The sequence below is a fragment of the Sphingomonas sp. UYP23 genome (assembly GCF_054059235.1).
The window spans coordinates 3,857,362-3,881,388 of sequence record NZ_JBSSBX010000001.1; the positions used below are offsets into that span (position 1 = coordinate 3,857,362).

Consider the following 24,027-nt stretch of genomic DNA (forward strand, 5'->3'; position numbering starts at 1 on the left):
CGGGCAGGCCGCGCGCTTGACCCACATGGGTGCGCGGTCGTCTCCCGATCCGCGCCGTACGATCGACATGGCATGAAAAGTCCCCCGGCGTCGGACGAAACCGGCGGGCCTTCCGTGTGAACGGCGGCAGTCGTGCCGTCCGGACGCCATCGCGACCGGCACGCCTGTTCGTGCGGCCCCCCGCACCTTCGTCGCTCGACGGACTTCACCGTGCCGCGGCCATCCCCTGGACCAAGGCAAGAGCGACCCACGCCGGCAGGTCTCCTGGCTCACGGGTCACCGCCACGCTGCACGGCCTTCCCAGGGCGATCACGCACGCGTGTCCGTCCCAGTGGCTGCCCTCGTCGCAACGACGGGGGCGATGTGCAGCGGGCTCGCCGCTTACAGTTGCAGGGACAGCCTCGGCTTCGGGGCAAGCCCCTCACCGCGTTCCCTTTTAAGTCCCTCACGGGACACCAGCGTGGTCGCGAGGCGGCCGGTCACGTCGACCGTTCGCCTCGATTGATGGCGTATCGAAACGATGGTGCACGAGCAAGCGCGCATCGTCAGCGTTCGAACAGGCGATCGGCAAGCGGTTCGCGTGCCTGCCAGTCGCGGCGTTCGAGCTCGGGAACGTCCGACGCTGCCAGCGGAGTGCCGAGGCATAGCAAGGCGACAAACGACCACGTTGCCGGCACGTCGAGCAGCGCTGCAACGGCTTCGGGATCGAGGATCGACACCCACCCAAGGCCGTATCCACGGGCGTGCGCCGCCAACCAGAGCGTATGGATCGCGGTGACGGTCGAATCGCGGAGCGTTTGGGCGATCGTCGCGCGGCCGAGTCCGTAGCCCGCAAGGGGATCGAGCGCATTGAACACCGCCAGGATCTCGGGGGCTTCGCGCAGGCCATGCAGCTTCAGCATGGCATAGTGCGCACGGCGCCCCGGGTCGGCGATACGATCGGCCGCGGCGCAGCTGGTGGCATCGACATGCCTGGCAAGCGTGTCGCGCAACCCCTGCGAGCGGATGCGGACGATCCGCCAGGGCTGTGCATTGCCGACCGACGGCGCCAGGGCGACCGTGGCGATCAGGTCGTGGAGATCGCATTCGGGGATCGGCCGCGTTTCGAAATGCCGGACGTCCCGCCGCCAGCGGAAGAGGTCATCCAGTCGCGCAACGAACGCATCATCGAAGCACGGTGGCGTCATGGCGCTTTCACTGCCCGGCGCAGCAGATAGGTGTCCATGATCCAGCCATGCTCGGCGCGCAACGCCGCGCGGCGCAGCACGATCGCGTCGGCGACGTCGGCAAGCGCGCCGGCGAGCAGCGCCTCCTGCGGCATGCCGAGATACGCGCCCCACCAGATCGCGACGCCCTCCGGCGCCAGCGTGGTGAAGCCGCAATCGCCGTCGAGCATCACCGCGAGACTGTCGGTCGCCTCGGGCCAGCCGTGATCGCGCAGCCGTCGACCGGTGGTGATGACAACCGGCGCGCCAAGCGTGTTGAGCGGGATCGCATGCGCCGCGGTCAGCGCCTGCAGGCTGGTGATGCCGGGGATGACCTGCACGCGCAGCGACATGCCATCGGTGCGCAGCCGCTCGGCGATCCGCAGCGTACTATCGTAAAGCGAAGGGTCGCCCCAGACGAGGAGCGCAAGCCGACCGCCGTGCGGCAGATGCTCGGCGATCTGCGTTGCCCAGGTCGCGGCGATCGCATCATGCCAATCGCCCACTGCGGCGAGATACTCGCCGGTCGCGGCGCGGACCGGCAGATCGAACTCGACGATCCGCACCGGCTGCGTCAGCGCGGTGGCGCAGAGCGTGCGGCGCAGGTCGATCAGGTCCGACGTGGCGTCACCCTTGCGTGGGAGCAGGATCAGGTCGGCGGCGTTCATCGCCGCCTCGGCCTGGCGGGTGAGATGATCGGGATTTCCCGTGCCGATGCCGATCAGAGCGAGGTCGATCATCACGCTTCCTCCATCAGCGGGCCGTAAAGGATCAGCGCGGGCGCAGTGCCGATGTCGGTGGCAAGGCTTTGTGCGAGCGCTGCGATGGTCGATCGGAGCAGCCGCTGGTCGGGATGGCCGACATTCTCGGCGAGCAAGGCGGGGGTGGTCGGCGGCAGGCCGTGCTCGACGAGGCGCGCGACGAGCGCGGCGAAGGTGCGCTTGGGCATGAAGATCACCGTCGTCGCCTCGGCGTCGGCGAGCGCGGCCATGTTGAGCGCGCCGGGCAAGCCGCCGGTGACGTCGTGCCCGGTGACGAACTGCACCCGCCGCGCGCTGAGCCGGCGGGTGAGCGGGATCGCCGCAGCGGCGGCGGCCGCCGAGGCGGAAGTGACGCCGGGGACGATCTCGAACGCGATCCCTGCGGCGCGGAGTGCGACGATCTCTTCCTCGAGCCGGCCGAAGATCGCCGGGTCGCCCGACTTCAGCCGGACGACGCGCGCGCCGGTCGCGGCATGATCGACCAGCAGTTGCGAGACGTGCGCCTGGCTCGGCGAGGCTCGCCCGGCGCGCTTGCCGACCGCGACAAGCTCGGCGCCGGGGCGGATATGGCCGAGCAGCGGGCCCGAGGAGAGATCGTCGAACAGCACGACATCGGCCGCCTGCAGCCGCGCGACGGCTTTCAGCGTCAGCAGTTCGGGGTCGCCCGGGCCCGATCCGACGAAGGAGACGAAGCCGCTCACTGCGCGGGCGCGATCAGGTGGAAGAAGGTCCCCGAGACGCGACCGCGATACGACCCGGCTTCGGCGACGGCCGTGCCCTCGGCGTCGACGACATGCGCGAGCGCGGCGTCGGGCTGATCGAGGATCGTCGAATAATGGAATTCGTGGCCGCGCAGCGCCGTGCTTTCGGGCAGCCCGGCCATCGGCGCGAGCAGCGTGGCATGGCGATAGCCCAGATGCATCTTGCGTTTCGCATAGCTGGTGACGAGCCCGAGCAGCCCCGCCATCCGGTGGCTGGTCCCGTCCGCGTCGATCAGCGCCTCGCCGAGTGCCATGTAGCCGCCGCACTCGCCGTGGATCGCGCGGGTGCGGGCTTGCTCGGCGAGGCCGGCGTGGAAGGTCGCTGCGGCGGCGAGGCGACCGGCATGGAGTTCGGGATAGCCGCCGGGCAGCCAGACGAGATCCGCGCGCGCGTCGGGCGCCTGATTGGCCAGTGGGGAAAAGGGTAGGATCTCCGCGCCGGCGTTGCGCCACGCATCGAGGATATGCGGATAGGTGAACGAAAAGGCGGCATCTTGTGCGAGCGCGATGCGCTGTGCGGGGGGTGCGAAACGCCATTCTTCAGACGCAGTGTGAGGTTTGGCGAAAGCCGCGTCGCGCAATCCGGCGAGATCGACATGCTCGCGCAGGAAGGTCGCGTAATGCGTGATGCGCGCGTCGAGATCGGCATGTTCGCCGGCCTGCACCAGCCCCAGATGCCGTTCGGGCAGCGTGAGGTCGGTCCGACGCGGCAGCGCGCCGAACACGCGGATGCCTGCCGCTTCCATCCCGCTGCGCGCGAGCCGGTCGTGGCGCGGGCTCGCCACGCGGTTGAGGATCACGCCCGCGATCCGCAGGTCCGGATCGTAGCGTGCGAAGCCGAGCGCGGTGGCGGCGGCGGATTGCGCCTGGCCCGACACATCGATGACGAGCACGACCGGCCATCCCATCCGCCGCGCGACGTCGGCGCTCGCGCCGTTGCCCGTCGCGCCCGCCGCCGCGACGCCGTCGAACAATCCCATCGATCCCTCGGCGAGCACGAGATCGGCGTCACGCGCGCTGGCGGCGAGGCTGTGGAGCATCGGCTCGGGCATCGCCCAACTGTCGAGGTTGAACGATCGCCGGCCGCTCGCCGCATGGTGGAAGGCGGGGTCGATATAATCGGGGCCGCTCTTGAACGGCTGGACGCTCAAGCCGTCGTCGCGGAACGCGCGGAGCAGCCCGAGCATCACCGTCGTCTTGCCGGTGCCCGAGGCGGGCGCGGCGATCATCAGGCCGGGGGTCATGCCGCGGACTCGCTGAAGGGGGAGGTGGCGCTTTGCGGGCGGAAGCGGCGGTCGTAGCCGGCGGCGTAGAGGCTGCTTTCGACGAAATCGTCCGCCGCTAGCACGGGGCCGACGAGGATCAGCGCGGTGCGCTCGGGGCCATCCGCCGCGGCCGCCGCGATCGTCGCGAGCGTCGCGCGGACGATCCGCTCGTCGGGCCAGCTTGCGCGCCACACGATCGCGACCGGGCAGTCCGGCCCATAAGCCGGGAGCAGGTCGGCGACGACGCGGTCGAGCGCGTGGATCGACAAATGGATTGCGAGCGTCGCGCCGGTGGTGGCGAAGGTGGTGAGGCGCTCGGCGGGTGGCATCGTGCTCGCGCGGCCGGGGGTGCGCGTCAGCACGACCGACTGCGTCAGGCCGGGCAGCGTCAGCTCGGCCTCTAGCGCGGCAGCGGCGGCGGCGAAGGCGGGGACGCCCGGCGTGATCGTGAACGGTATGTCGAGCGCACGCAGCCGGCGGAGTTGCTCGCCCATCGCCGACCAGATCGACAGATCGCCCGAATGGAGCCGCGCGACGTCCTGGCCCGCCGCATCCGCCGCCGCGATTTCGGTGATGATCGCGTCGAGCGACAGCGGCGCGGTGTTCACGATGCGCGCGCCGGGCGGGCAATGGTCGAGCAATGCCGGCGGGACGAGCGAGCCGGCATAGAGGCAGACCGGCGATCCGGCGATGCGGTCGCGCCCGCGCAGCGTCAGCAGGTCGGGCGCGCCGGGGCCGGCGCCGATGAAATGGACGGTCATGGATCGAGTCTTTCGGCGATGGCGCAGCTGGCCATGCGGTCGGGGGAGATATGGCGGTGCGCGATCAGGCGTGCGCCGGGGCCAGCCCCGGCGAGCGCGGCGGCTTCGGCGACGCTCCCCGCGCCACGCGCGGCGAGGCTGGCGGGGGATCGGGTCGGGGTCGGCGTGGCGCGCAATGTTGCCGATGAAACGGCGATCAAGGGGATGCCGAGGGTTTCGGCGAGCGCGGCGAGCAGCGTGGTTTTGTCGGCTGGCGCCGCAAGCGCGGTGACCGGCGGATGCGTGCCGCGCGCCAGGTCGAGCGCTGCAGACAGCGAGTCCACGCACGCGCCGGTTCGATAGCCGAAACCGGCGACGATCACAGCGTCACGCTCCACTGCACGATCGGATAGTGCGAACGCCAGCCGCGTCGCGTCCCGATCGGGGCAGCGCGCGCGAGCTCGATCCGCAACAGGTCGCCGCCTTTGCGGCCCTGCCACAGCGCGAGTAGCGCCTCGGATTCGAGCGTGACGGCATTGGCGACCAGCCGCGTGCCTGTCGGCAAGTGCTGCCACAGCCACACGAGCAAGGCTTCGGACAGCCCGCCGCCGATCACGACCGCGTCGGGGACGGGCTGGTCGACGAGCCTGTCGGGCGCGCGACCTTCGATGACGCGCAGCCGATCCATGCCGAGCGCGGCGGCGTTGTCGCGCGCGCGGGCGGCGCGGGTCGAGTCGGCTTCGAACGCCAGCGCGCGCATCGATGGGGCGCAGAGCAGCCATTCGATCGCAATCGATCCCGATCCCGCGCCGATGTCCCACAGCAATTCGCCCGGACGTGGAGCGAGCGCGGATAGCGTGAGCGCGCGAACCGGGTGCTTGGTGATCTGCCCGTCATGCGCAAACCAATCATCGGATCGGCCGCTGGCGGCTGGCAGAACCGCGCCCGAACCGGCAACCTCGATCCCGACAGCGACCGGATGCTGGATGTCGGCGAACGCTTCTGCCGCAGCGCTGGTCTGACGGATGCGTTCCCGCGGCCCGCCGAGTGCCTCGAGGACCCACAACGCGCTGTCTCCGAAGCCACGGCCGGTCAGATAACCCGCCAGCCCAGCAACCGCCGCGCCATCGCGAACCGTGACGATCACGCGGCGGCGGGGGGCGAGATACTGGCGCAGCCGCTGGAACGGCGCGGCGTGGAGGCCAAGGCATTCGGTCTCCTCGATCGCCCAGCCGAGCCGCGCCGCGGCCAGCGCAAAGCTCGACGGGGCAGGGTGCGCGACCCATTCGTGCGGCGCCAGCTGCCGCGTGACGACCGACCCCGCGCCGAACCAGAACGGATCGCCCGACACGAGCATCACCACCCGGCTCCCGCGCCGCGCGAGCAACGGCGCGATGCCGTCGGCGAACGGGACGGGCCAGCATGCCGTTTCGCAACCGGGATCGCGGAGCAAGGCGAGGTGTCGCGCGGCCCCCGTCAACCAATCAGCCTGCGCGATCGCATCGCGGCTTGCCGCGGACAGGCCTGCCGGTCCATCCTCGCCGATCCCGACGATCGTCAGCCACGGATTGCCGACACCCTCAGCCATGACGCACGTCCTGATCCTTGGCGGAACGACCGAAGCCAGCGCGCTCGCGACCGCGCTCGCCGAACGCGGCGTGCGCGCGACGCTGAGCTATGCCGGACGCGTCGCCCGTCCGAAGCCGCAGCCGGTGGCGGTGCGGATCGGCGGTTTCGGCGGCGTAGCGGGTCTGGTGGCGTGGCTGGGCGCGGAACGTGTCACGCATCTGGTCGATGCGACGCACCCTTTCGCGGCGCAGATGAGCGCGAACGCCGTCTCCGCCGCGGCACAGGCGGGGGTTCCGAACATTGCGCTGAGCCGTCCCGGCTGGGTCGAAGAGGATGGCGATCGCTGGACCCGCGTCGCCGATATCGCCGGTGCGGTCGCCGCGCTCGCCGGTCCGCGCCGAAATGTGATGCTCGCGCTGGGGCGAATGCATGTCGCGACCTTCGCGGCGCAACCGCAGCATCGCTATCTGCTGCGGTTCGTCGATATGCCGTCCGAGGCCGTTGCGCCGCCCGACTGTCGGCTGGTCGTCGATCGCGGGCCCTTCACGGTCGCTGGCGATGTCGCGCTGCTGCGGGAGAATGCGATCGATCTGGTCGTCTGCAAGGATGCCGGCGGTACCGGCGCCCACGCGAAGCTGATCGCTGCGCGCAGCCTCGGTGTGCCGGTCGTGATGATCGATCGCCCGTGGCTTCCCGAACGAACCGAGGTCCACGACGTCGCCGCGGTGCTGGCCTGGATCGGTCATGCCGCCGACCGCGGCGTATAGAGGAAGCGGGTCCCCGCGATCATCCGCGTGCGGCTCGACCCGACGATGACGACCGTGCGCATGTCGGCCATCTCGGCCCGGGCCTCGGGCAGCGCGACGACTTCCAAATGCTCGTCGGGCGTCGAGACGGCGCGCGCGAACAGCACCGGGCGCTGATCGGCACAGGTCTCGCGCAGGATGGCGAGCGCCGAGACCAGCCCATCGGGCCGCGCCCTCGAACGGGGATTGTAGAAGGCGATCGCGAAATCGGCTTCCGCCGCGAGCCGCACGCGGCGATCGATGATCGCCTGCGGCTTGAGATTGTCCGAGAGGTTGATCGCGCAGAAATCGTGGCCGAGCGGCGCGCCGGCGCGCGCGGCGGCGGCGAGCATCGCGGTGATGCCGGGAAGCACGCGGACGTCGAGCGTCCGCCATTCGGGCGCGCCCTGCTCGATCGCCTCGAACACCGCCGCCGCCATCGCGAACACGCCGGGATCGCCCGACGACACGACCACGACGCGATGCCCCGCCAGCGCGAGGTCTAGCGCGTGCCGGGCACGGTCAAGCTCGACGCGATTGTCGGAAGGATGCAACGTCAGCCCGTCGCGCGGCGCGACGCGCGCGACATAGGGGATGTAGCCAATCACATCGGTCGCCTCGGCGAGCGCCGCGCTGACCTCGGGCGTCACCAGACCAGCGTCGCCCGGCCCGAGCCCGGCAATGGCGAGCCAGCCGGTCACGGCCGCCGCCCTTGCCCGTGGATCAGCAGGATCGCGAAATAGGGGGCGACCGCGCCGGCATCGACCAGCCGCGTGACGCGCTGGTCGGGCATCGCGGCATGCTTGACCAGCCAGGCGGCATCCTCGCGCCCCGCAGCGGCGACCGCGCGGCGCAACTTGCCGAGATGGCGGCCGATCTTCATCACCACCAGCGCGTCGGTACCGCGGATGCGGCGCGCAAGCTCGTCCTCGGGCAGCGTCGCGGTCAGCACGGTCAGCACGTCGTCGCCCCAGGTGATCGGGCGCGCGCTGGCGGTCCACGCGCCCGACATGCCGGTGATGCCCGGGACGACCTGGACGGGCACGATTCCGGTCAGGCGGCTGTGGAGGTGCATGAACGACCCGTAGAAGAACGGATCGCCCTCGCACAGCACGACGACATCCGCGCCGCCCTGCGCCAGCGTCGCGAGCTGTTGCGCGCACTCGGCGTAGAAGCCGCTCAGCTGCGCGTTGTAGCGCGGGTCGGCGAGCGGGATCTCGGTGGTGACGGGATATTCCATCGCGAATTCGATCGCATCGTCGCGGAGCATCCCCTCGACGATGCGGCGGGCATGGCCGGGGCGCCCGGCCTTGCGGAAGAAGGCGATGTGGCGCGCGGCGCGCACCAGCCGATCGGCGCGTACGCTCATCAGATCCTGCGCGCCGGGGCCGAGGCCGACGCCGTGGATGGTGCCGTTGGTCATTCGGCGCGGCTCGCCAGCGCATTGATCGCGGCGACGGTGATCGCGCTGCCGCCCATCCGCCCCTCGACGATCACGCACGGCACCGGCTGCTCCGCCCACAACGCCGCCTTCGATTCCATCGCGCCGACGAAGCCGACCGGGCAGCCGATGATCGCGGCGGGACGCGGGCAGGCCGGGTCTTCGAGCATGTTGAGCAGATGGAACAAGGCGGTCGGCGCGTTGCCGATCGCGACCAGCGCGCCGGCGAGATGCGGGCGCCACAGTTCGAGCGCGGCGGCCGAGCGCGTGTTGCGCATCGCGCTCGCGCGCTCGGGCGTTTCGGGGGCGTGGAGCGTGCAGATCACGGGATTTTCGGCGGGGAGGCGGGCACGCGTGATCCCTTCGGTGACCATGCGCGCGTCGCACAGGATCGGCGCGCCGGCTTGAAGCGCCGCCCGCGCTACGCTGGCGAAGCCGGGCGAGAAGCGGATCTGCGCCGCGAGCTCGACCAGCCCGGCGGCGTGGATCATCCGCACCGCGACGGGTTCCTCGTCGCGATCGAAGCGCGACAGCGCGGCTTCGGCGCGGATCGTGGCGAACGACTGGCGATAGATTGCGGCGCCATCGGTCTCATAGACATGCGGCATCAGGCGGCTCCGAAATGGTCGAGGATCTGGCGCACGTCGAGGCCCGCGCGCGCCGGCGGCGCCCCGGCGCGGGCGTCGAACGCGAGGTCGTAGCGTCCGTCGCGGCCGGTCAGCACGACGGCGGCGGGGGCGGCGCGCGCGCAGCCCTTGGCGCATCCCGAGACGTGGAGCGGGCCGGTAACGAATGGGGCAAGCCGGATGGCGAGGTCGCGTGTCGCGACGCTGGCTTGCGGGCAGGCGGGCGCGCCGACACAGGCGTCGGTCGTGGCGAGTGGGTCGGGGGCGGGGTCATGCTCCGCGTCTTCGATCAGCAGCAGGCGCCATGGGGTGGTGCGGACGGCGCTGGCGGGAGAGGTGGCCAGCATCGCGATGAAGGATTTGGCATCGATCCGGCCGAAGGGGAGCGGCTGCGCGGCGCCGAGCGGATGGCGGCCGGGGGCGATCGGGGGTGCGGGTGGGGCCGGGCAATCTTCGCTGGCTGCCCAGTCGGGGAGCGGTGCGGTATGGCGCGCCATCCGACCGGCCTCCGCGCCGCAGGTGGCGACGAACCAAGTGGCGAGCGCGATCAGCGCATCGACTTCGCAGCCCATTGCGATGGCCACCCCGGTTTCGCGGCCTTCCGCCCGCAGGATCAGGCCGCCCGTCGCGGCGCGTTCGATGCGAAAATCGGCGGGAGCTTGCGCCAGGACCGGCGCAGGGCTGGCGTCGATCGCGAAGCCAACCTTGCCTGGCAAGTCAGGCAGGTCTGCGAGCCGTACGTCGAGTTCGGTAGCGATGCGATGCGTATCGTCGCCCGTCTGCCAGTTGGGCGCGACGAGGATCGCCCGGCGTGCTTCACGCTGTGGATCGGGATCGACCAAAGCCATGTCCACGAGCGCGCCGACAAGCGCTTGCCAGCTGGAATCGGTAGCCCCGCGGATTTGGAGGTTGGCCCGGTTGGTCACGTCGATCTGGCCGTTGCCATGCCGCACCGCCGCTGCGCACAGGCCCAGCATCTGCTCGCGGTCGAGCCGCCCGAGCCGCGGCCGAACGCGGACCAGCAAGCCGTCGCCCGCCGCCATCGGCCGCCACGCGGTCGGGCACCAGCCACGCACCGCGCTCATGCCGCGCCGTCCAGTTGCGCGAGGATCGAATTGCGCCGCGTCTGCCACAGCCCCGCCGCGCGCAGTGCCGCAAACCGCGCCTCCATCGCCGCGAGCGCACCCGGGTTTGCGGCGGCCAGGAATGCGCGGACATCGTCGCGCGCCAACGTCGCGTCGAAATAGAGGTCGAACGACTCAGGCGTCACCGCGCCCGCCAGATGCGCGAAGCTGCCAAGATGATCGAGCGTCGCCGCAATCTCGGCCGCGCCGCGATAGCCGTGCCGCATCATCCCGGCGATCCAGCCCGGATGCGCAGCACGCGCGCGGACGACGCGGGCGATTTCTTCGGGAAGCGGCCGCGCGCGCGGGCGATCGGGATCGGTCGCATCGAGGTGATAGGCGGTCGCATTCCCGCCCGTTACCGCCTGCGCGGCGGTAAAGCCGGCTTCGTGCGCGGCATAATCGGCGGCGAGCAGCAGGTCGGTTTCGGGCAGGTCCTGGACATGGACGAACAGATCGGCGGCGGCGACCCGCGCGCGGATCCCGGCGGGATCCGCGCGTTCGGCTTGGCCATCGAACGCGTGCGACGACGCGGCGAGCCACGCTTCCCCCGCGGATCGGCGTGCCTCGGGCGTGTAGATATCGACGGTGTCGCCCAGGCCGACGCCATAGCGTCCGGGTGCGGGGCCAAACACGCGCGCGGCGGCCGGTGTGCCGACGAACGGGTTGCGATCAGCGGGCTCGTCGCGTGCGGCGATCGCGCGGACCGCTTGGCCGAACATCGCGCACAGCGTTGGGAAGGCATCGCGGAACAGGCCGGATATGCGCAGCGTCACGTCGATCCGCGGCCGGTCGAGCAGCAGCAGCGGCAGGATCTCGACCCCGGTCACGCGCTCCGACCCCATGTCCCACACCGTCTCTGCGCCGAGCAGATGAAGCGCCATCGCGAACTCCGCGCCCGCGGTGCGCATCGTCGCCGATCCCCACAGGTCGATGACAAGCGCGCGCGGATAGTCGCCCTGATCCTGCAAATGACGGCGGATCAGTTCGTCGGCGAGCCGCACGCCCTGCGCGTGCGCCGAGCGCGACGGCACCGCGCGCGGATCGGTCGTGTAGAGGTTGCGGCCGGTCGGCAGCACGTCGCTTCGCCCGCGCCACGGCGAGCCCGACGGCCCCGCCGCCACGCGCCGACCGTCGAGCGCGGCGAGCAGCCCGTCGCGCTCCGCCGCACCTTGGTGCTCGCGACCGAAGACGTGGAGCCCGTCGCCGAACTGGCTGTCCTTTACGTCGCAGACGAAGGTGTCGATCCGCGTGATCGCCTCGGCATCCGAGCGCGCCGCGTCGAGCCCGAGCACGCCGTCGATCCCGAGCGCGCGCGCCTCGTCGCGGATGTCGCCGCGCAGCCGGGCGCGCCGCGGCGGATCGAGCCCGTCGGCGTTGGAGAATTCGTCGAGCAACGCTTCGAGCCGCCCAAGCCCGGCGCCACCTCCGCTGCACTCGAGCGGCGGGGGGACATGGCCGATCGTCACCGCGCCGATGCGGCGCTTGGCCTGCGCCGCCTCGCCGGGATCGTTGACGATGAACGGATAGATGACGGGGAGCGCGCCGGTCAGCGCCTCGGGCCAGCAGGCGTCCGACAGCGCGACCGCTTTCCCGGGCAGCCATTCGAGCGTGCCGTGCGCGCCGACATGGACCAGTGCGTGCGTGCCGCGCGCCTGCAGCCAAAGGTAGAAGGCGACGTAGCCGTGCCGCGGGCAGCGCGAAACATCGTGATATTCGTCCGCGCGGACTGCGGAACGTCCGCGTTCGGGTTGCAGCACGACGATGCTCTCGCCGCTGGCATAGGCGGCAAAGCGAAACTGGCCGTCGCTGACCGAAGGGTCGTCCTCGGGCTCGCCCCACGCGGCGAAGAGATCGTCGCGCAACGTGGCCGGCAGCCCGAGCAACGCTGCACGATACGCCGCGACTGGCCAGTCGAGCGTCTGCGTCGCGAGCATGGCGGGAAGATCGGCGGCGCCGGGGCCGGTGGCATAGCCGGCATCGGCCAGATCCTCCAGCATCGCCGCAACCGAGGCGATCGCGTCGAGCCCGACCGCATGCGCCAACTGGTGCGTCTTGCCCGGATAGGTCGACACGACGATCGCGAGCCGTCGCTCCGCCGCCGGGGTCTGCGCGAGCGTGATCCAGCCGAGCACCCGCGCCACGATCGCGGCGATCCGCGCGGGATCGGCACGATGCTCGCGGCGGGCGAATTGCAGGTCGCGATCGAACGGCGCGTCGTCCTTGAAGCTCGCGACGCCCGCGAACAGGCGGCCGTCGACTTCGGGCAGCACGACATGCATCGCGAGATCGACCGGCGAGAGCCCGCGCTGCGCCCCCGCCCACGCCGCGCGATCCGACGTGGCGAGCGCGACCTGAAACACCGGGACGCCCGCCCCATCGAGCGGGGTGGTGCCGGTGTCATCGCGCGCGGAGAAAGCGGTGGCGTTGACGATCGCCGCCGGCCCGAGGCTCGCGACCCAGCGTCGCAGCCAGCCGCTTGCCTCCGGGTCCTTGAGCGACGGCGCGAACAGCGCAAGGACGTCGCAGCCGCGCGCCTCGAACGCGGCTTGCAGCGCAGCGATCGGGTCGAGATCGGCGGCGGTGAGATACGATCGATAGAAGACGAGCAGGATGCGCGGCCGCGTCGCGGTAATCGCGAACGCTGCGGGGCAGACGATGCCGCGCCCAGCCTGCCACCCCCCGACCGGCGCGATGGCGCGCGCGCCATGGACCGGCCGGATATAGCAGCCCGAGGCCAGCGCGAATTGCGCAAGCGCCGCCTGCGCCGCCGCCGCGCCGCCGATATCGCACAGCTGCGCGAGCCGATGCAGCGTCGAGACCGGCACCGTCGAGGCGGCCTCGAGCCGTTCGTCGCGGCGCCCATCGGCGGGGATCACCGCCAGCGCGATCCGCTCGCGCCGCGCCAGCGCCTCGACCTGCTGCAATCCATAGGACCAATAGGCCGCGCCGCCGATCAGCCGGATCAGGATCCCCTTCGCGCCCGTCAGTGTCCGCTCGACATAGGTATCCACCGACAGCGGGTGCGTCAGCTCGGCGAGATTGGCGAGCCGTACGCTCGGCAGCGCGGCATCGCCGGCATCCGCCACGGCGCTGCGCCACCCGGCCGCGAACGCGCCGAGATCGCTGTCGGAGAACGACAGGAGCACGAGATCGGCGGCGTCCTGCCCCAGATCGCGGGGCGATGCGCTCTCCTCCAACCCGTGGGTTTCGCGGAAGATGACGTGCATCGCAGCGTCAGCCCTGCAGCGCCGCCCGGATCGCTGCGGGGTCGAGCCGGTCGCGCTCGGCGATCACCACCAGGCGCGTGGCGCGCGGTTCGTCGCTCCGCCACGGCCGGTCGTAATGCGTGCGGACGCGCGCGCCGACGGCCTGCACGAGCAGCCGCATCGGCTTGCCCGCCACCGCGGCATAACCCTTCACGCGCAGCACGTCGCCACCGCCGCCAAGCGCCTCGATCCGCGCGGCGAGGTCATCGGGCGCGGCGATCTCGCCGAAGTCGAGGACGATGCTGTCGAAATCGTCATGCTCGTGCTCGTCCTCGCCATCGTGATGCGACGGGCGCGCGGCGATATCGTCCTCCGCCGCGGCGCCGATGCCGAGCACGATGCGCGGATCGACGACGCCATCGATCAGTTCGAGCACGGGCAGCGCGCGCGGCGTCTCGGCGGCGATCACCGCTCGCGCTGTGGCGATGCCATTTGCGCCGGCGAGGTCGCATTTGGTGAGCAGCACCATGTCGGCGCAGGCGAGCTGATCCTCGAACACTTCGGACAGCGGGGTTTCATGATCGATGCTGGGATCGGCGGCGCGCTGCGCTTCGAGCGCCGCGAGATCGGGGGCGAAGCGCCCGGCGGCGACCGCCTCGGCATCGGCGAGCGCGATCACCCCGTCGACGGTGATGCGCGAGCGGATCGCCGGCCAGTCGAACGCCTTGAGCAGCGGCTTGGGCAAAGCGAGCCCCGAGGTTTCGATCAGGATATGGTCGGGCCGCGGATCGAGCGCGAGCAGGGTCTCGACCGTCGGGATGAAATCGTCGGCGACGGTGCAGCAGATGCAGCCGTTGGCGAGCTCGACGATATTCTCCGCCGGGCAATCGGGGATCGCACAGCCCTTGAGGATGTCGCCATCGACGCCGAGCGTGCCGAATTCGTTGACGATCACCGCGAGCCGGCGCCCGCCCGACTGACGGATCAGATGGCTGATGAGGGTCGTCTTGCCCGCGCCGAGAAAGCCGGTGACGATAGTAACGGGGATTTTCGAAAGGTCGGACATCGGGATTCCCACGGCGCTGGCAACGAACGGCGGGGACCTCATGTCGGTCGGCGCGCGCCATTGGTGGGGCGCCGAAAGCCCTCCGCAAGCGCACACCGATGCGGCCCCAGCCACACAGGTTCGTCGCTCAGACGGAGAACCGTGCCGCAGCCATCCCCTGGGCCGAAGCAAGAGCGACCTTATCGCCGGCAGGTCTCCTGGCTTGCGGGTCAAAGCTCGGGCATCGCCTTCCCAGGAATGCATCGCTCGATGCACCATCCCAGTGGCTGCTCCAGAGAGGAGCCTGACGCCGTCGCTCACCGCTCACAGTTGCAGGGACAGCCGCGGATTTGGGGCGAACCCCGCACCGCATTCCCATTCAAGCCCCTCGCAGGGCACCGGCGCGATCATCGAGAACCGAATTAGGTTCCTACGCATCCGTTTAGCTGCGCCGCACCGGCTTGCCAATTGATCATTCGCGGGAGGGCCTGTGCCGCACGATGCGTTGGCAGGCTGCATTTCGCGCGCTAGGGCGCTCGGCACCGCGTCGGCGGTTCTGGCGACGTGACCGACTCCGTCGATAAGGACGTCCGCTGCGCGCCGTGCTCCTCCTGAAATGGTTTCGCCGCCGCGTCCGCGCGAGCGAAGCGATGTTCATCGTGCTCGCGACGATCGTCGGGGCCGGGGCAGGGCTGCTGAGCGTCGTCCAGGGTGCGCTCGCGCGCGGCATCCAGCGCGTGCTGTACGACCTGCCGCCCGGCGCACGGCTCAGCGCGATGCCGTCGCTGCCGCTGATCGCCTTGCTGATGCTGCCGGTCGGCGGATTGGTGTTGGCCGCTTTCTCCTGGGCGGTGCGCGCGCGCCGGCGGCGGCTGGTCGATGCGGTCGAGGCGAACGCACTGCATGGCGGGCGGATGTCGCCAGCCGACAGTCTCGTGATCGCCGGGCAGACCGTGCTGTCGAACGGGTTCGGCGCTTCGGTCGGGCTCGAGGCGGCCTATGCGCAGCTCGGCGGGGCGCTCGCCTCGTTCGCGGGCGGGGCGTTCAACCTGCGTCGCGCCGATTTGCGCAACCTTGTCGGCGCAGGCACGGGGGCCGCGATCGGCGCGGCGTTCGGCGCCCCGCTGGCGGGCGCCTTCTATGCGTTCGAGATCGTGATCGGCGCCTATACGCCATCGGCGCTGGCGCCGGTGGTCGCGGCGGCGCTGGCGGGAACGCTCGTCGCGCAGGGGCTCGGCGCGCAGCCCTATGTCATCGACGCGGCGACGATGCCGACCGAGACGCATCATTATCTGATCTATGCCGTGCTCGGCGCGATCTGCGCAGGGCTGGGAATCCTGCTGATGCGCGCGGTCGCCCTGGTCGAGGCGGGCACGCGGCGCTTGCCGGTGGCCGACTGGGCACGGCCCGCAATTGGCGGCGTGCTGTTGATCCCGATCGCGCTGGTCTCGCCGCAGGCGCTGTCGGCGGGGCATGGCGCGCTCCATGCCGATCTCGCGCTCGGCGCGCCGCTCACGCTGATCCTGCTCGTGCTCTTCGCCAAATGCGCCGCGTCGATCGTGTCGCTCGGCTTCGGCTTTCGCGGGGGGCTGTTCTTCGCCTCGCTCTTCCTGGGGACGCTGATCGGGCATCTGTTCGCTGGCGGCCTGGCGATGGTGGTCGGGCACGATGTGGTCGATCCGCGCAATGCCGCCCTGGTCGGGATGGCGGCACTTGCGGTCGCGGTGGTCGGCGGGCCGATGACGATGGCGATGGTCGTGCTGCAGGCGACGCAGGACTTCGCGCTGACCGGCGCGGTGCTGGCGGCGGCGCTGGTCTCCTCGGCGATCGTGCGCGAGACGTTCGGCTACAGCTTCTCGACCTGGCGGCTCCACCTGCGCGGCGAGACGATCAAGAGCGCGCGCGACGTCGGCTGGGTCAAGACGCTCACCGCGGGGCAGATGATGCGCCGCGGCGTCGCCGCGATGCCGGCGGACACGCCGCTTGGCGTTTTCCGCAGCCACGTGCCGCTCGGATCGTCGAGCCGCACGGTGTTGGTCGATAGCGCCGCGCACTATGCCGGGATCGTTCAGACGCCGGCGGCCTATGCCGAAGGGCTCGACCCGCAGGCGCTGGTCGGTACGCTCGCGATCAACGTGGACGCGGCACTGACGCCGGCGACGGATATCGCTGAAGTCATGCGGCGCTTCGACGCGTCGGGCGCCGACGAGCTCGCCGTGCTCGACGACACGCGCGCGGTGCTGGGGATCGTGTCGGAATCGTTCGTCCGGCGGCGCTATGCCGAGGAATTGGAAAAGACCCAGCGCGACCTGTTCGGCGAACGCTAGCCGGGGGTACGGATCCGCGGCCCTTGTCTTCCGCCCCGGATCGCGGCACTCCCGCGGCGTGGAGACAGAGACCGACTTGGAAACCACGCTGCTCGGGCCGGTCCTCGCCGACCGTTCCTGCGGCGATTGCACGGCGTGCTGCACCGTGCTGACGGTCAATACCCCCGAATTCTCCAAACCTGCGGGGACGCCGTGCGTCCATCTCGGCGCGCACGGATGCGGCATCCATGCCGTCCGTCCGCGCATCTGCCGGACCTGGTTCTGCGCCTGGCGGCGCGTCGCGGCGATGCCCGAGGGCGCGCGGCCCGATCGATCGGGGCTGCTCGTCTCGCTCAATTTCGTCCAGCATCCTGAGAACTGTCTCGAGGGCATGTCGATCACCGTCCGCGCGCTCCCCGGGAGCGACGCGATCGCGAACGGCATGGCCGCCGCAGTGCTCGACAGCGTGTGCGATCAGCTCGTTCCCGTCTGGTTCAGCGACGGGGCGGAGAAGATGCTGATGCATCCAGATGCCGAGATCGCCACCCACGTTCTGTCCGGGACTCCGGCGCCCGCCGATCTGCACGACGAAGTGGCGGCCTGGCGCGCACGCTACGGCGTCTTCGCAGCATAACCGCCGCGCGGCCTGTCATCGTCCCGTAGCGATCCGCGCGTAGCGCGTGCGGGTCCGCCATCCGGCGGCGCCGGTGATGGACCCAATCTCGATGATCTTGCCTCTGCTCGCGGCCCTGCTCGCGCCGCCGCTCCCGCCCGTGCCCGTTCCGGTGCGGTCGAACGATATCAGCGTGGTCGGCACGCATAACAGCTACAAGCTGGCGATGCCGGCAGCGACGATGGTCAAGCTGCGCGCGTTCGACCCGAAGATCGCCGACGCGCTCGATTATGCGCATCGCCCGCTCGTCGAACAGCTCGACGCCGGCGCGCGGCAGCTCGAGATCGACGTCAATTACGACCCCGCCGGCGGCCATTACGCCAAGGGATCGAGCGACCCCAAGCTGCTGCGGCCGGGGTTCAAGGTGCTCCATATCCCCGGCATCGACAATTCGAGCAGCTGCGTGCTGCTGACCGAATGCCTGACGCAGATCCGCAGCTGGTCGGCGACGCATCCCGGCCATGTGCCGATCCTGTTGATGTTCAACGCCAAGGACGAGAAGAACGCCGCGCGCGGCGGGATCGACGCCTTGCCGTTCACCGAAGCCGCCTATGACGCGCTCGATGCCGAAATCCGTTCGGTGATGACGCCCGCGATGCTGATCGTGCCCGACGACGTGCAGGGCCGCTACCCGACGCTGCGCGACGCGGTGCTCGCCAACCAATGGCCGACGCTCGACACGGCGCGCGGCCGCTTTCTGTTCGCGCTCGACGAGCCGCCCGCCAAGGTCGCGGTGTATCGCGGCAAGCGCGCTTCGCTCGAGGGGCGCGTGTTCTTCATCAACACCGACGAGCAATCCCCCGCCGCGGCCTATCTGACGCTCAACGATCCCGTCGCCGATGGCGCCCGGATCAAGCGCGATGTCGCCGCCGGCTATCTCGTCCGCACCCGCGCCGACGCCAATACCAAGGAAGCGCGCAGCAACGACACGCGCCCGCGCGACGCCGCGCTGGCGAGCGGGGCGCAATATATCTCGACCGACTATCTCTGGCCCGACCCGCGCTTTGTCGGCGGGTATCAGGTGCATCTGCCGGACGGCGCGGTGGCACGCTGCAATCCGGTGCGGCGTCCGGCCGGGTGCAGCGACGCCGTGCTGGAACGCCAGCCGTGAGCGCCCGCCGCCTGCTTCTCCCGCTGCTCGCCGGCGGCGCGCTGGTCGCCGCCGCGCAAGCTCCGCAGCCGTATCTCGCGAACGTGCCCCTGCCAGACCTGATGCGGATCCTGCCGCCGCCGCCCGCGCCGGGCTCGCCGCGCAATATTGCCGACCGCGCGCAGTTCCGCGAGACCCGCGCGCTGCAAGGGAGCGAGCGCTGGCAGGTCGCGACGCGCGACGTGACCGATGATCGCTTCACCACCTTCGCCTGTGCGATCGGGATGCAGCTCGACGCCAAGACCGCGCCGGCGACGTTGCGCGTCTTCGCGCTGGCCGGCGGCGGGGCGATGGTCGATCGCGTCAAGCAGGGCTATGCCACGCGCCGCCCGTATCTCAACGACGCGGCGCCGATCTGCGAGCCCAAGACGGCGCATCTGGCGAGCAATGGCGATTACCCGTCAGGGCACACCACGAATGGCTGGTCGAGCGCGCTGCTGCTCGCCGAACTGATGCCCGAACGCGCGACCGAGATCCTCGCGCGCGGCCGGGCTTACGGCGAGAGCCGCTCTATCTGCGGGTCGCATAGCGCGAGCGCGGTCGAGGCGGGCTTCATGGCGGGATCGGTGGTGGTCGCGACGCTCCATGCCTCGCCCGAATTCCGCCGCGACATGGAGGCCGCGCGCACCGAGCTCGCCGCGCTGCGGACGACCGCGTCGCCGATCCCGGCGGCGCGCTGTGCCGCCGAAGCGCGCGCGCTGCGCTGAGCCGCGACTGTCATGCGGGCTTCACGCAGAAAAGCTAAGCGCATGACGAATCGCGGCATTCCGTCCGCAGGGGAGCGACCGATGACCGACCTGTCGCGCCTGCGCGCGTTCCGCCGATGACGCAGCACGCGTCCACGCTGTCGCGCGCCAGCGAGCATGGCGATCTGCGCCCGCTGCTCCAGCGCTTCGTCGAGCGTCGGCTCGGGCACCGCGCCGATAGCGAGGATATCGTCCAGGAAATCTACGTCCGGCTGTACGAGTATCGCCGCACGCGCTCGATCGGCGATGTCGGCGCGTTCTGCTTCACCGTCGCGCGCAACCTGATCAACGATCATCTGCGCCGGATGCGCCGCGTCGGTGTCGCCGAAGCGGTGTCCGAAGAGCTGATCTGCCCCGCGCCGCGCGCCGACGAGATCCTCGCCTATCGCGAGCGCGTCGATGTGCTGATCCGCGCGCTGAAGGCGATGCCCGCGCTCCGCCGCGAAGTGTTCACGCGGCGCCGGCTCGAGGAGCAGCCCATCGCGACGATCGCCGCCGCTCTCGGCATGACCAATGCCGCGGTCGAGCGCCATTGCGGCCGTGCGGTCGCCGATCTGCGCCATGCGCTCGCGCGGCGCGGGCTCGCGCTGGGCGAGGGGGCATGAGCGTGGCGACGAAACCGGCGTCGGCGCCGCGCGGCGTCGCGGAAGCGGCGCTGCTCGAAGCGCTTGCCACCTGTGCCGCAAGCGAGCGGCTGTCCGACGCGCAGGTCCATGCGATGCGCGCCAAGCGCCGCCGCAAGGTCGGCGCGAGCGGTGCCGCCGCCGCGCTGCTGCTGGTTGCCGGGTACGGGGTGTGGCTCGGCGGGATGGGGAGCACGCGACCGGTCGCGCTCGCGCATCTCGAAACCCAGCGCGGCGAGCAGCGCCGTTTCCAGTTGCGCGACGGCTCGACCGTCCGGCTGAGCGGGGCGACCGCGGTCGATATCCGGCTCGCGGCGGACGCGCGCAGTGCGGTGCTCCGCCACGGCGAGGCCTATTTCGACATCGCGCACGACCCGGCCCGCCCTTTCTCGGTCAAGGCGGGGAAGGCCGACACGCAGGTGCTCGGCACCGCGTTCGACGTCGATCTCGCCCCCGATGGCGCGGTGCGGCTCGCGGTCTATCGCGGGCGCGTGCGGTTCGGGCCGAGCAGGCCCGTGCGCGCTGGCGGCAGCGTGATCGTTCCGGCCGGCTGGCGCTCGCGCTTCCGCGCTGGTGTCGCGGGCGCGCCGTCGCGCTTCGACGCGGCGCAGCAGGATTGGCGGCATGGCTGGCTCGACACCGATGCGATGCGGCTCGGCGATATGGTCGCGACGCTCAATCGCGGGAGCGGACCGGTGATCGCCGCGCCGCCGCCCGGGCTTGCCGACCTGCCCTTGTCGGGGCGTTTCAAGCTCGACCAGCCGCGCCAATTGCTCGAAGCGGTCGGCGACGCCTATGGTTTTACCGTCCAGGGTGACAGCAAGAGGTTGCGATTGCAGGCTCACCCGACGTCACAAAAGTGACGCGTAAATGCCTGTAAATCGTAACAACTTTCTTTTGTCCGGATCGCCGCCTTTCCCCGTCTTCCCTTTCGAGGCGCCGCATGGCGCGCAAGGGGGAAACCAGCATGCACCGTTCCAAGATGATCCTGCTCGCCGGGCTGGCGACCGTCGTCACCACCGCCGTCGCCGCGCCCGCGCAGGCCGCCCAGGTCGCGTTCGAGCGCCGCATGGCGTTCGCGATCGCGCCGACCGACCTGCGCGGCGCGATTTCCGAATTCTCGCGCACGACCGGTGTCCAGGTGCTCGTCGCACCAGCGGCGGTGCAGGGGCGGCATACCGCGGGCATCAGCGGCACCCACAGCGTGCGGGACGCCCTGACGCTGTTGCTCCACGGCACCGGCCTGACCGCCTCGATCCGCGGCAGCGTCGCGGTGCTCAAGCCGGGCGCGACGCCGCGCATGACGCGCGCACGGGCCACCAAGGTCGAGACGCGCGCCGTCGCCGAGCCTGCGCCGGCGCCGTCCGAGGGCACGGAAAACAGCGGCCCCGACATCATCGTCTCGGGCTATCGCCAGAGCCTGCAGCGCGCGCAGGATCTCAAGCGCCGCGCCGTCGGCACCGAGGACGACATCCTCGCCACCGACATCGCCTCCTTCCCCGATCTCAACCTCGCCGAGTCGCTCCAGCGCGTCCCCGGCATCACGATTACGCGCGACAGCGGTGAGGGCCGCCAGATCGCGCTGCGCGGGCTCGGCGCCGATTTCACGCGGACCCAGCTCAACGGCATGGAGGTGCTCGGCAACACCGCCTCGGGGATGGACAATCGCGGCGGCGTGACCCGCTCGCGCGCGTTCGACTACAGCCTGTTCGCCTCGGAACTGTTCAACCGCGTCGCGGTGCAGAAGTCGTTCTCGGCCGAGCAGGACGAAGGCGGCATCGCCGGCACCGTCCAGCTGTCGAGCGCGCGGCCGTTCGATTATCCGGGCACCAAGCTCGTCGTTTCGGCCAAGGGGCAGACCAACGACAATACCAGCGGCATCACCCCGCGCTTCGTCGCGCTCGCCTCGACCCGGCATGGCGATTTCGGCGCGCTCGTCTCGGTCGCGTACAGCCAGATCAAGAACAACGAATATGGCTATCGCAACTGGGGCTGGGGGCTCACCAAATACAACGCCGCCAATATCGGCCCCAACATCGATGCCGCGACGCGCGCCAATCTGCTGGCGGGCGTGTGGCAGCCGACCGCGCAATCGCCGTCGAGCTGGTTCACCGATCGCAAGCGGCTCGGCATCACCTCGTCGGTGCAATATCACCCCGGCAGCCGCTTCAAGCTCGATATCGACGGCTTGTATGGCCGCCTGCAGGACCATCGCGACGATTATGCGATCGCGACGGCTGGCATCAATGCGCTGACCGGCACCTCGATCACTGGCACGCAGGTGATCCAGAGCGCGGTGATCGACAAGACCAACACGCTGCGCGCGGCGAGCTATACCGGGATCGATCTCCGCTCCGAGCATCACATCGTCAAGAACCACACCGATTTCTACCAGGGCGTCGTCAACGCCAGCTGGGACGTCAGCGATTGGCTGAGCTTCCATGCGCTCGGCGGCTATGAGGAATCGGATTTCGGGCAGCCAGTGTTCGACAAGGTCTTCATGGAATTGAAGAACACGCCGTTCAGCTATGACGACCGCCCGACCGTACCCGGCAACACCTATGGCAAGGACATCACCGATCCCAACAATTGGGCGGTGCAGCGGCTCGACGTCCAGGAAAACAAGATCACCACGCAATATGCCAATGCCAAGCTCGACGGCGCCTACAAGCTGACCCCGGCGCTGACCTTCAAGACGGGCGGCGAGTTCAAGCATTTCATCAACAGCGGCTACACCTGGGTCAACAAGGTGTTCCACAACGTCCCCGCCGACATCGCCGTGCCCAACGCGCTTAAGCAGACCGTCGGGGTCGACACGCTGACGCAATATATCGTCGGCAACGTCGATGGCATCTACAGCTATATCGGCGATCCGCGCAGCCTGACCGCCGCCAACCTCCAGGCGGGCAGCGACTACCGTGTCGATGAAAAGACCTATGCCGGGTTCGGGCAGGTCGATCTCGACACCTATGTCGGCGGCATGCGGCTGCGCGCCAATGCCGGCCTGCGCTATTATTCGACCGACCTGATCTCCTCGGGGCATCTCGCGACGCCGACGGGGTTTTCGGCGGTGTCGATCTCGACCAACAGCCACGGCTTCCTGCCTGCGGCCAATCTCGCGCTCGACGTGGCGAAGGACGTCGTCGTGCGCCTCAGCGCCAGCCGCAACGTCAACCGGCCCGGGCTCGGCGATCTCGCCGCTGCGGGCTCGATCACGACGCGCCCCAACGGCGGATCGCTCAGCCTCGGCAATCCCTATCTCAAGCCATACAAGGCGACCTCGATCGAGGGCGGGGTCGAATGGTATATGGGCCATACCGGCTTCGCGTCGGTCGGCCTGTTCTACAAGCATATGGACAGCTTCATCGTCTCCTCGACGCAGCAGATCCCCTATGGCCAGACGGGGCTGCCGCTGTCGCTGCTGGTGCAGGGCGAGGATGCCAACACGATCTTCGACGTCAGCCAGCCGATCAACGGCCCCGGCGCCAACATCAAGGGGATCGAGGCGGCGTTCCAGCACGACTTCACCTTCCTGCCCGGCGTGCTCAAGCATCTTGGCGTCGTCGCCAACGGGACGTGGTTCGACGGGCACCAGACGGTGTTCTTCAGCGGCGTGCCGCGCGACCTGCCGCTCTACAATCTGTCGAAATGGGCGGCCAACGCGACGCTCTATTACGAAAACACGGTGTGGGGCGTGCGCGTGTCCGACGCCTATCGCAGCCAGTATCTGACCGGGGCGAGCAACGCCTATGCCAATGCCGGCGACGGCATCAAGGGCACCAACAACGTCGATTTCCAGGCGCATGTGAATTTGCGTCCCGGCGTGCGGCTGATCGCTGAGGGGATCAATCTGACGAATACCGCGATCCGGCAGTTTGCGAGCGTCGATTACGACCGACCCGAAGTCTATACGACGAGCGGCCGGACCTTTTCGGTGGGCGTGACCGCGGAATTCTGATCCGTTCCGCCTGGCCGGACCGCGTTCGGCCAGGCGGCGC

The 24,027-nt window shown here is 70.1% G+C and carries 21 protein-coding genes and 2 riboswitches; of the genes, 8 read left to right on the top strand and 13 right to left on the bottom strand.

Annotation, left to right across the window (positions count from 1 at the left end; translation table 11 throughout):
• Nucleotides 1-237: 237 nt before the first annotated feature.
• A riboswitch (cobalamin riboswitch) is annotated at nt 238-475 on the bottom strand.
• Between the two features lie 70 nt (nt 476-545).
• The 7 genes from bluB to cbiE are packed head-to-tail and all read right to left on the bottom strand — an operon-like array spanning nt 546 to nt 6,320.
• Nucleotides 546-1,187: a 5,6-dimethylbenzimidazole synthase gene (bluB, locus tag ACVWYO_RS19040; RefSeq protein ID WP_457353471.1), complete on the bottom strand. Its 642-nt coding sequence runs from the start codon at nt 1,185-1,187 to the stop codon at nt 546-548.
• On the bottom strand, nt 1,184-1,945 hold the full coding sequence (gene cobF / locus ACVWYO_RS19045) for a precorrin-6A synthase (deacetylating) (RefSeq protein ID WP_457353473.1): 762 nt from the start codon (nt 1,943-1,945) through the stop codon (nt 1,184-1,186). The genes bluB and cobF overlap by 4 nt, the downstream gene beginning before the upstream one ends.
• A complete protein-coding gene (gene cobA / locus ACVWYO_RS19050; protein ID WP_457353475.1) occupies nt 1,945-2,667 on the bottom strand; it encodes a uroporphyrinogen-III C-methyltransferase in 723 nt (240 codons plus the stop codon). The genes cobF and cobA overlap by 1 nt, the downstream gene beginning before the upstream one ends.
• Entirely contained in the window at nt 2,664-3,971 is a 1,308-nt protein-coding gene (locus ACVWYO_RS19055) for a cobyrinate a,c-diamide synthase (protein ID WP_457353477.1), read from the bottom strand. The genes cobA and ACVWYO_RS19055 overlap by 4 nt, the downstream gene beginning before the upstream one ends.
• On the bottom strand, nt 3,968-4,753 hold the full coding sequence (gene cobM, locus ACVWYO_RS19060) for a precorrin-4 C(11)-methyltransferase (protein WP_457353479.1): 786 nt from the start codon (nt 4,751-4,753) through the stop codon (nt 3,968-3,970). Before cobM ends, ACVWYO_RS19055 begins: the two co-directional genes overlap by 4 nt.
• On the bottom strand, nt 4,750-5,130 hold the full coding sequence (locus tag ACVWYO_RS19065) for a cobalamin biosynthesis protein (RefSeq protein ID WP_457353481.1): 381 nt from the start codon (nt 5,128-5,130) through the stop codon (nt 4,750-4,752). The genes cobM and ACVWYO_RS19065 overlap by 4 nt, the downstream gene beginning before the upstream one ends.
• On the bottom strand, nt 5,112-6,320 hold the full coding sequence (gene cbiE / locus ACVWYO_RS19070) for a precorrin-6y C5,15-methyltransferase (decarboxylating) subunit CbiE (RefSeq protein WP_457353483.1): 1,209 nt from the start codon (nt 6,318-6,320) through the stop codon (nt 5,112-5,114). Before cbiE ends, ACVWYO_RS19065 begins: the two co-directional genes overlap by 19 nt.
• Here cbiE and ACVWYO_RS19075 point away from each other — a divergent pair.
• A complete protein-coding gene (locus ACVWYO_RS19075; protein WP_457353485.1) occupies nt 6,319-7,068 on the top strand; it encodes a cobalt-precorrin-6A reductase in 750 nt (249 codons plus the stop codon). The genes cbiE and ACVWYO_RS19075 overlap by 2 nt on opposite strands.
• On the opposite strand, the gene cobJ is transcribed toward ACVWYO_RS19075, so the two are convergent.
• Genes cobJ through cobW form a run of 6 tightly spaced genes read right to left on the bottom strand, consistent with a single transcriptional unit; the run spans nt 7,044 to nt 14,552 of the window.
• Nucleotides 7,044-7,787: a precorrin-3B C(17)-methyltransferase gene (gene cobJ / locus ACVWYO_RS19080; protein ID WP_457353487.1), complete on the bottom strand. Its 744-nt coding sequence runs from the start codon at nt 7,785-7,787 to the stop codon at nt 7,044-7,046. The genes ACVWYO_RS19075 and cobJ overlap by 25 nt on opposite strands.
• The gene (gene cobI, locus ACVWYO_RS19085; RefSeq protein ID WP_457353489.1) at nt 7,784-8,509 is read right to left on the bottom strand and encodes a precorrin-2 C(20)-methyltransferase; all 726 of its coding nucleotides are present in this window, start codon (nt 8,507-8,509) and stop codon (nt 7,784-7,786) included. Before cobI ends, cobJ begins: the two co-directional genes overlap by 4 nt.
• The gene (locus ACVWYO_RS19090; protein WP_457353491.1) at nt 8,506-9,135 is read right to left on the bottom strand and encodes a precorrin-8X methylmutase; all 630 of its coding nucleotides are present in this window, start codon (nt 9,133-9,135) and stop codon (nt 8,506-8,508) included. Before ACVWYO_RS19090 ends, cobI begins: the two co-directional genes overlap by 4 nt.
• A complete protein-coding gene (locus tag ACVWYO_RS19095) occupies nt 9,135-10,238 on the bottom strand; it encodes a cobalamin biosynthesis protein CobG (RefSeq protein ID WP_457353493.1) in 1,104 nt (367 codons plus the stop codon). The genes ACVWYO_RS19090 and ACVWYO_RS19095 overlap by 1 nt, the downstream gene beginning before the upstream one ends.
• Nucleotides 10,235-13,507: a cobaltochelatase subunit CobN gene (cobN, locus tag ACVWYO_RS19100; RefSeq protein WP_457353495.1), complete on the bottom strand. Its 3,273-nt coding sequence runs from the start codon at nt 13,505-13,507 to the stop codon at nt 10,235-10,237. The genes ACVWYO_RS19095 and cobN overlap by 4 nt, the downstream gene beginning before the upstream one ends.
• Before the next feature lie 7 nt (nt 13,508-13,514).
• Nucleotides 13,515-14,552 carry a cobalamin biosynthesis protein CobW gene (cobW, locus tag ACVWYO_RS19105; protein WP_457353497.1) on the bottom strand — a complete coding sequence of 346 codons (1,038 nt, stop codon included), beginning with the start codon at nt 14,550-14,552 and terminating at the stop codon, nt 13,515-13,517.
• 170 nt (nt 14,553-14,722) lie between these two features.
• A riboswitch (cobalamin riboswitch) is annotated at nt 14,723-14,949 on the bottom strand.
• Between the two features lie 232 nt (nt 14,950-15,181).
• Between cobW and ACVWYO_RS19110 the strand changes: the two genes are divergently transcribed.
• The 7 genes from ACVWYO_RS19110 (at nt 15,182) to ACVWYO_RS19140 (ending at nt 23,987) form a co-directional block, all read left to right on the top strand.
• Complete coding sequence (locus ACVWYO_RS19110) at nt 15,182-16,858, top strand: chloride channel protein (protein ID WP_457355057.1); 1,677 nt, start codon at nt 15,182-15,184, stop codon at nt 16,856-16,858.
• A 58-nt stretch (nt 16,859-16,916) separates the two neighbouring features.
• Nucleotides 16,917-17,471, top strand: a complete 555-nt coding sequence (locus tag ACVWYO_RS19115) for a YkgJ family cysteine cluster protein (protein WP_457353499.1) — start codon at nt 16,917-16,919, stop codon at nt 17,469-17,471.
• Nucleotides 17,472-17,562: 91 nt separating this feature from the next.
• Nucleotides 17,563-18,621 carry a phosphatidylinositol-specific phospholipase C1-like protein gene (locus tag ACVWYO_RS19120; RefSeq protein ID WP_457353501.1) on the top strand — a complete coding sequence of 353 codons (1,059 nt, stop codon included), beginning with the start codon at nt 17,563-17,565 and terminating at the stop codon, nt 18,619-18,621.
• Nucleotides 18,618-19,367 (top strand): acid phosphatase, encoded by a 750-nt coding sequence (locus ACVWYO_RS19125; RefSeq protein WP_457353503.1) that lies wholly within the window; start codon nt 18,618-18,620, stop codon nt 19,365-19,367. The genes ACVWYO_RS19120 and ACVWYO_RS19125 overlap by 4 nt, the downstream gene beginning before the upstream one ends.
• 116 nt (nt 19,368-19,483) lie before the next feature.
• Nucleotides 19,484-20,011, top strand: a complete 528-nt coding sequence (locus ACVWYO_RS19130) for an RNA polymerase sigma factor (RefSeq protein ID WP_457353505.1) — start codon at nt 19,484-19,486, stop codon at nt 20,009-20,011.
• Nucleotides 20,012-20,013: 2 nt separating this feature from the next.
• Nucleotides 20,014-20,892, top strand: a complete 879-nt coding sequence (locus ACVWYO_RS19135) for a FecR family protein (RefSeq protein WP_457353507.1) — start codon at nt 20,014-20,016, stop codon at nt 20,890-20,892.
• Nucleotides 20,893-20,996: 104 nt separating this feature from the next.
• A complete protein-coding gene (locus ACVWYO_RS19140; protein WP_457353509.1) occupies nt 20,997-23,987 on the top strand; it encodes a TonB-dependent receptor in 2,991 nt (996 codons plus the stop codon).
• Nucleotides 23,988-24,027: the final 40 nt, after the last annotated feature.

Excerpts from the sequence above, each read along its gene's own strand:
- cobW (WP_457353497.1), bottom strand. The coding sequence starts at position 14,552 with ATGTCCGACCTTTCGAAAATCCCCGTTACTATCGTCACCGGCTTTCTC.
- ACVWYO_RS19130 (WP_457353505.1), top strand. The coding sequence starts at position 19,484 with ATGACGCAGCACGCGTCCACGCTGTCGCGCGCCAGCGAGCATGGCGAT.
- ACVWYO_RS19110 (WP_457355057.1), top strand. The coding sequence starts at position 15,182 with ATGTTCATCGTGCTCGCGACGATCGTCGGGGCCGGGGCAGGGCTGCTG.
- cobI (WP_457353489.1), bottom strand. The coding sequence starts at position 8,509 with ATGACCAACGGCACCATCCACGGCGTCGGCCTCGGCCCCGGCGCGCAG.
- cbiE (WP_457353483.1), bottom strand. The coding sequence starts at position 6,320 with ATGGCTGAGGGTGTCGGCAATCCGTGGCTGACGATCGTCGGGATCGGC.
- ACVWYO_RS19095 (WP_457353493.1), bottom strand. The coding sequence starts at position 10,238 with ATGAGCGCGGTGCGTGGCTGGTGCCCGACCGCGTGGCGGCCGATGGCG.
- ACVWYO_RS19075 (WP_457353485.1), top strand. The coding sequence starts at position 6,319 with ATGACGCACGTCCTGATCCTTGGCGGAACGACCGAAGCCAGCGCGCTC.
- ACVWYO_RS19090 (WP_457353491.1), bottom strand. The coding sequence starts at position 9,135 with ATGCCGCATGTCTATGAGACCGATGGCGCCGCAATCTATCGCCAGTCG.
- cobF (WP_457353473.1), bottom strand. The coding sequence starts at position 1,945 with ATGATCGACCTCGCTCTGATCGGCATCGGCACGGGAAATCCCGATCAT.
- bluB (WP_457353471.1), bottom strand. The coding sequence starts at position 1,187 with ATGACGCCACCGTGCTTCGATGATGCGTTCGTTGCGCGACTGGATGAC.
- ACVWYO_RS19055 (WP_457353477.1), bottom strand. The coding sequence starts at position 3,971 with ATGACCCCCGGCCTGATGATCGCCGCGCCCGCCTCGGGCACCGGCAAG.
- cobM (WP_457353479.1), bottom strand. The coding sequence starts at position 4,753 with ATGACCGTCCATTTCATCGGCGCCGGCCCCGGCGCGCCCGACCTGCTG.
- ACVWYO_RS19140 (WP_457353509.1), top strand. The coding sequence starts at position 20,997 with ATGCACCGTTCCAAGATGATCCTGCTCGCCGGGCTGGCGACCGTCGTC.
- ACVWYO_RS19120 (WP_457353501.1), top strand. The coding sequence starts at position 17,563 with ATGATCTTGCCTCTGCTCGCGGCCCTGCTCGCGCCGCCGCTCCCGCCC.
- cobN (WP_457353495.1), bottom strand. The coding sequence starts at position 13,507 with ATGCACGTCATCTTCCGCGAAACCCACGGGTTGGAGGAGAGCGCATCG.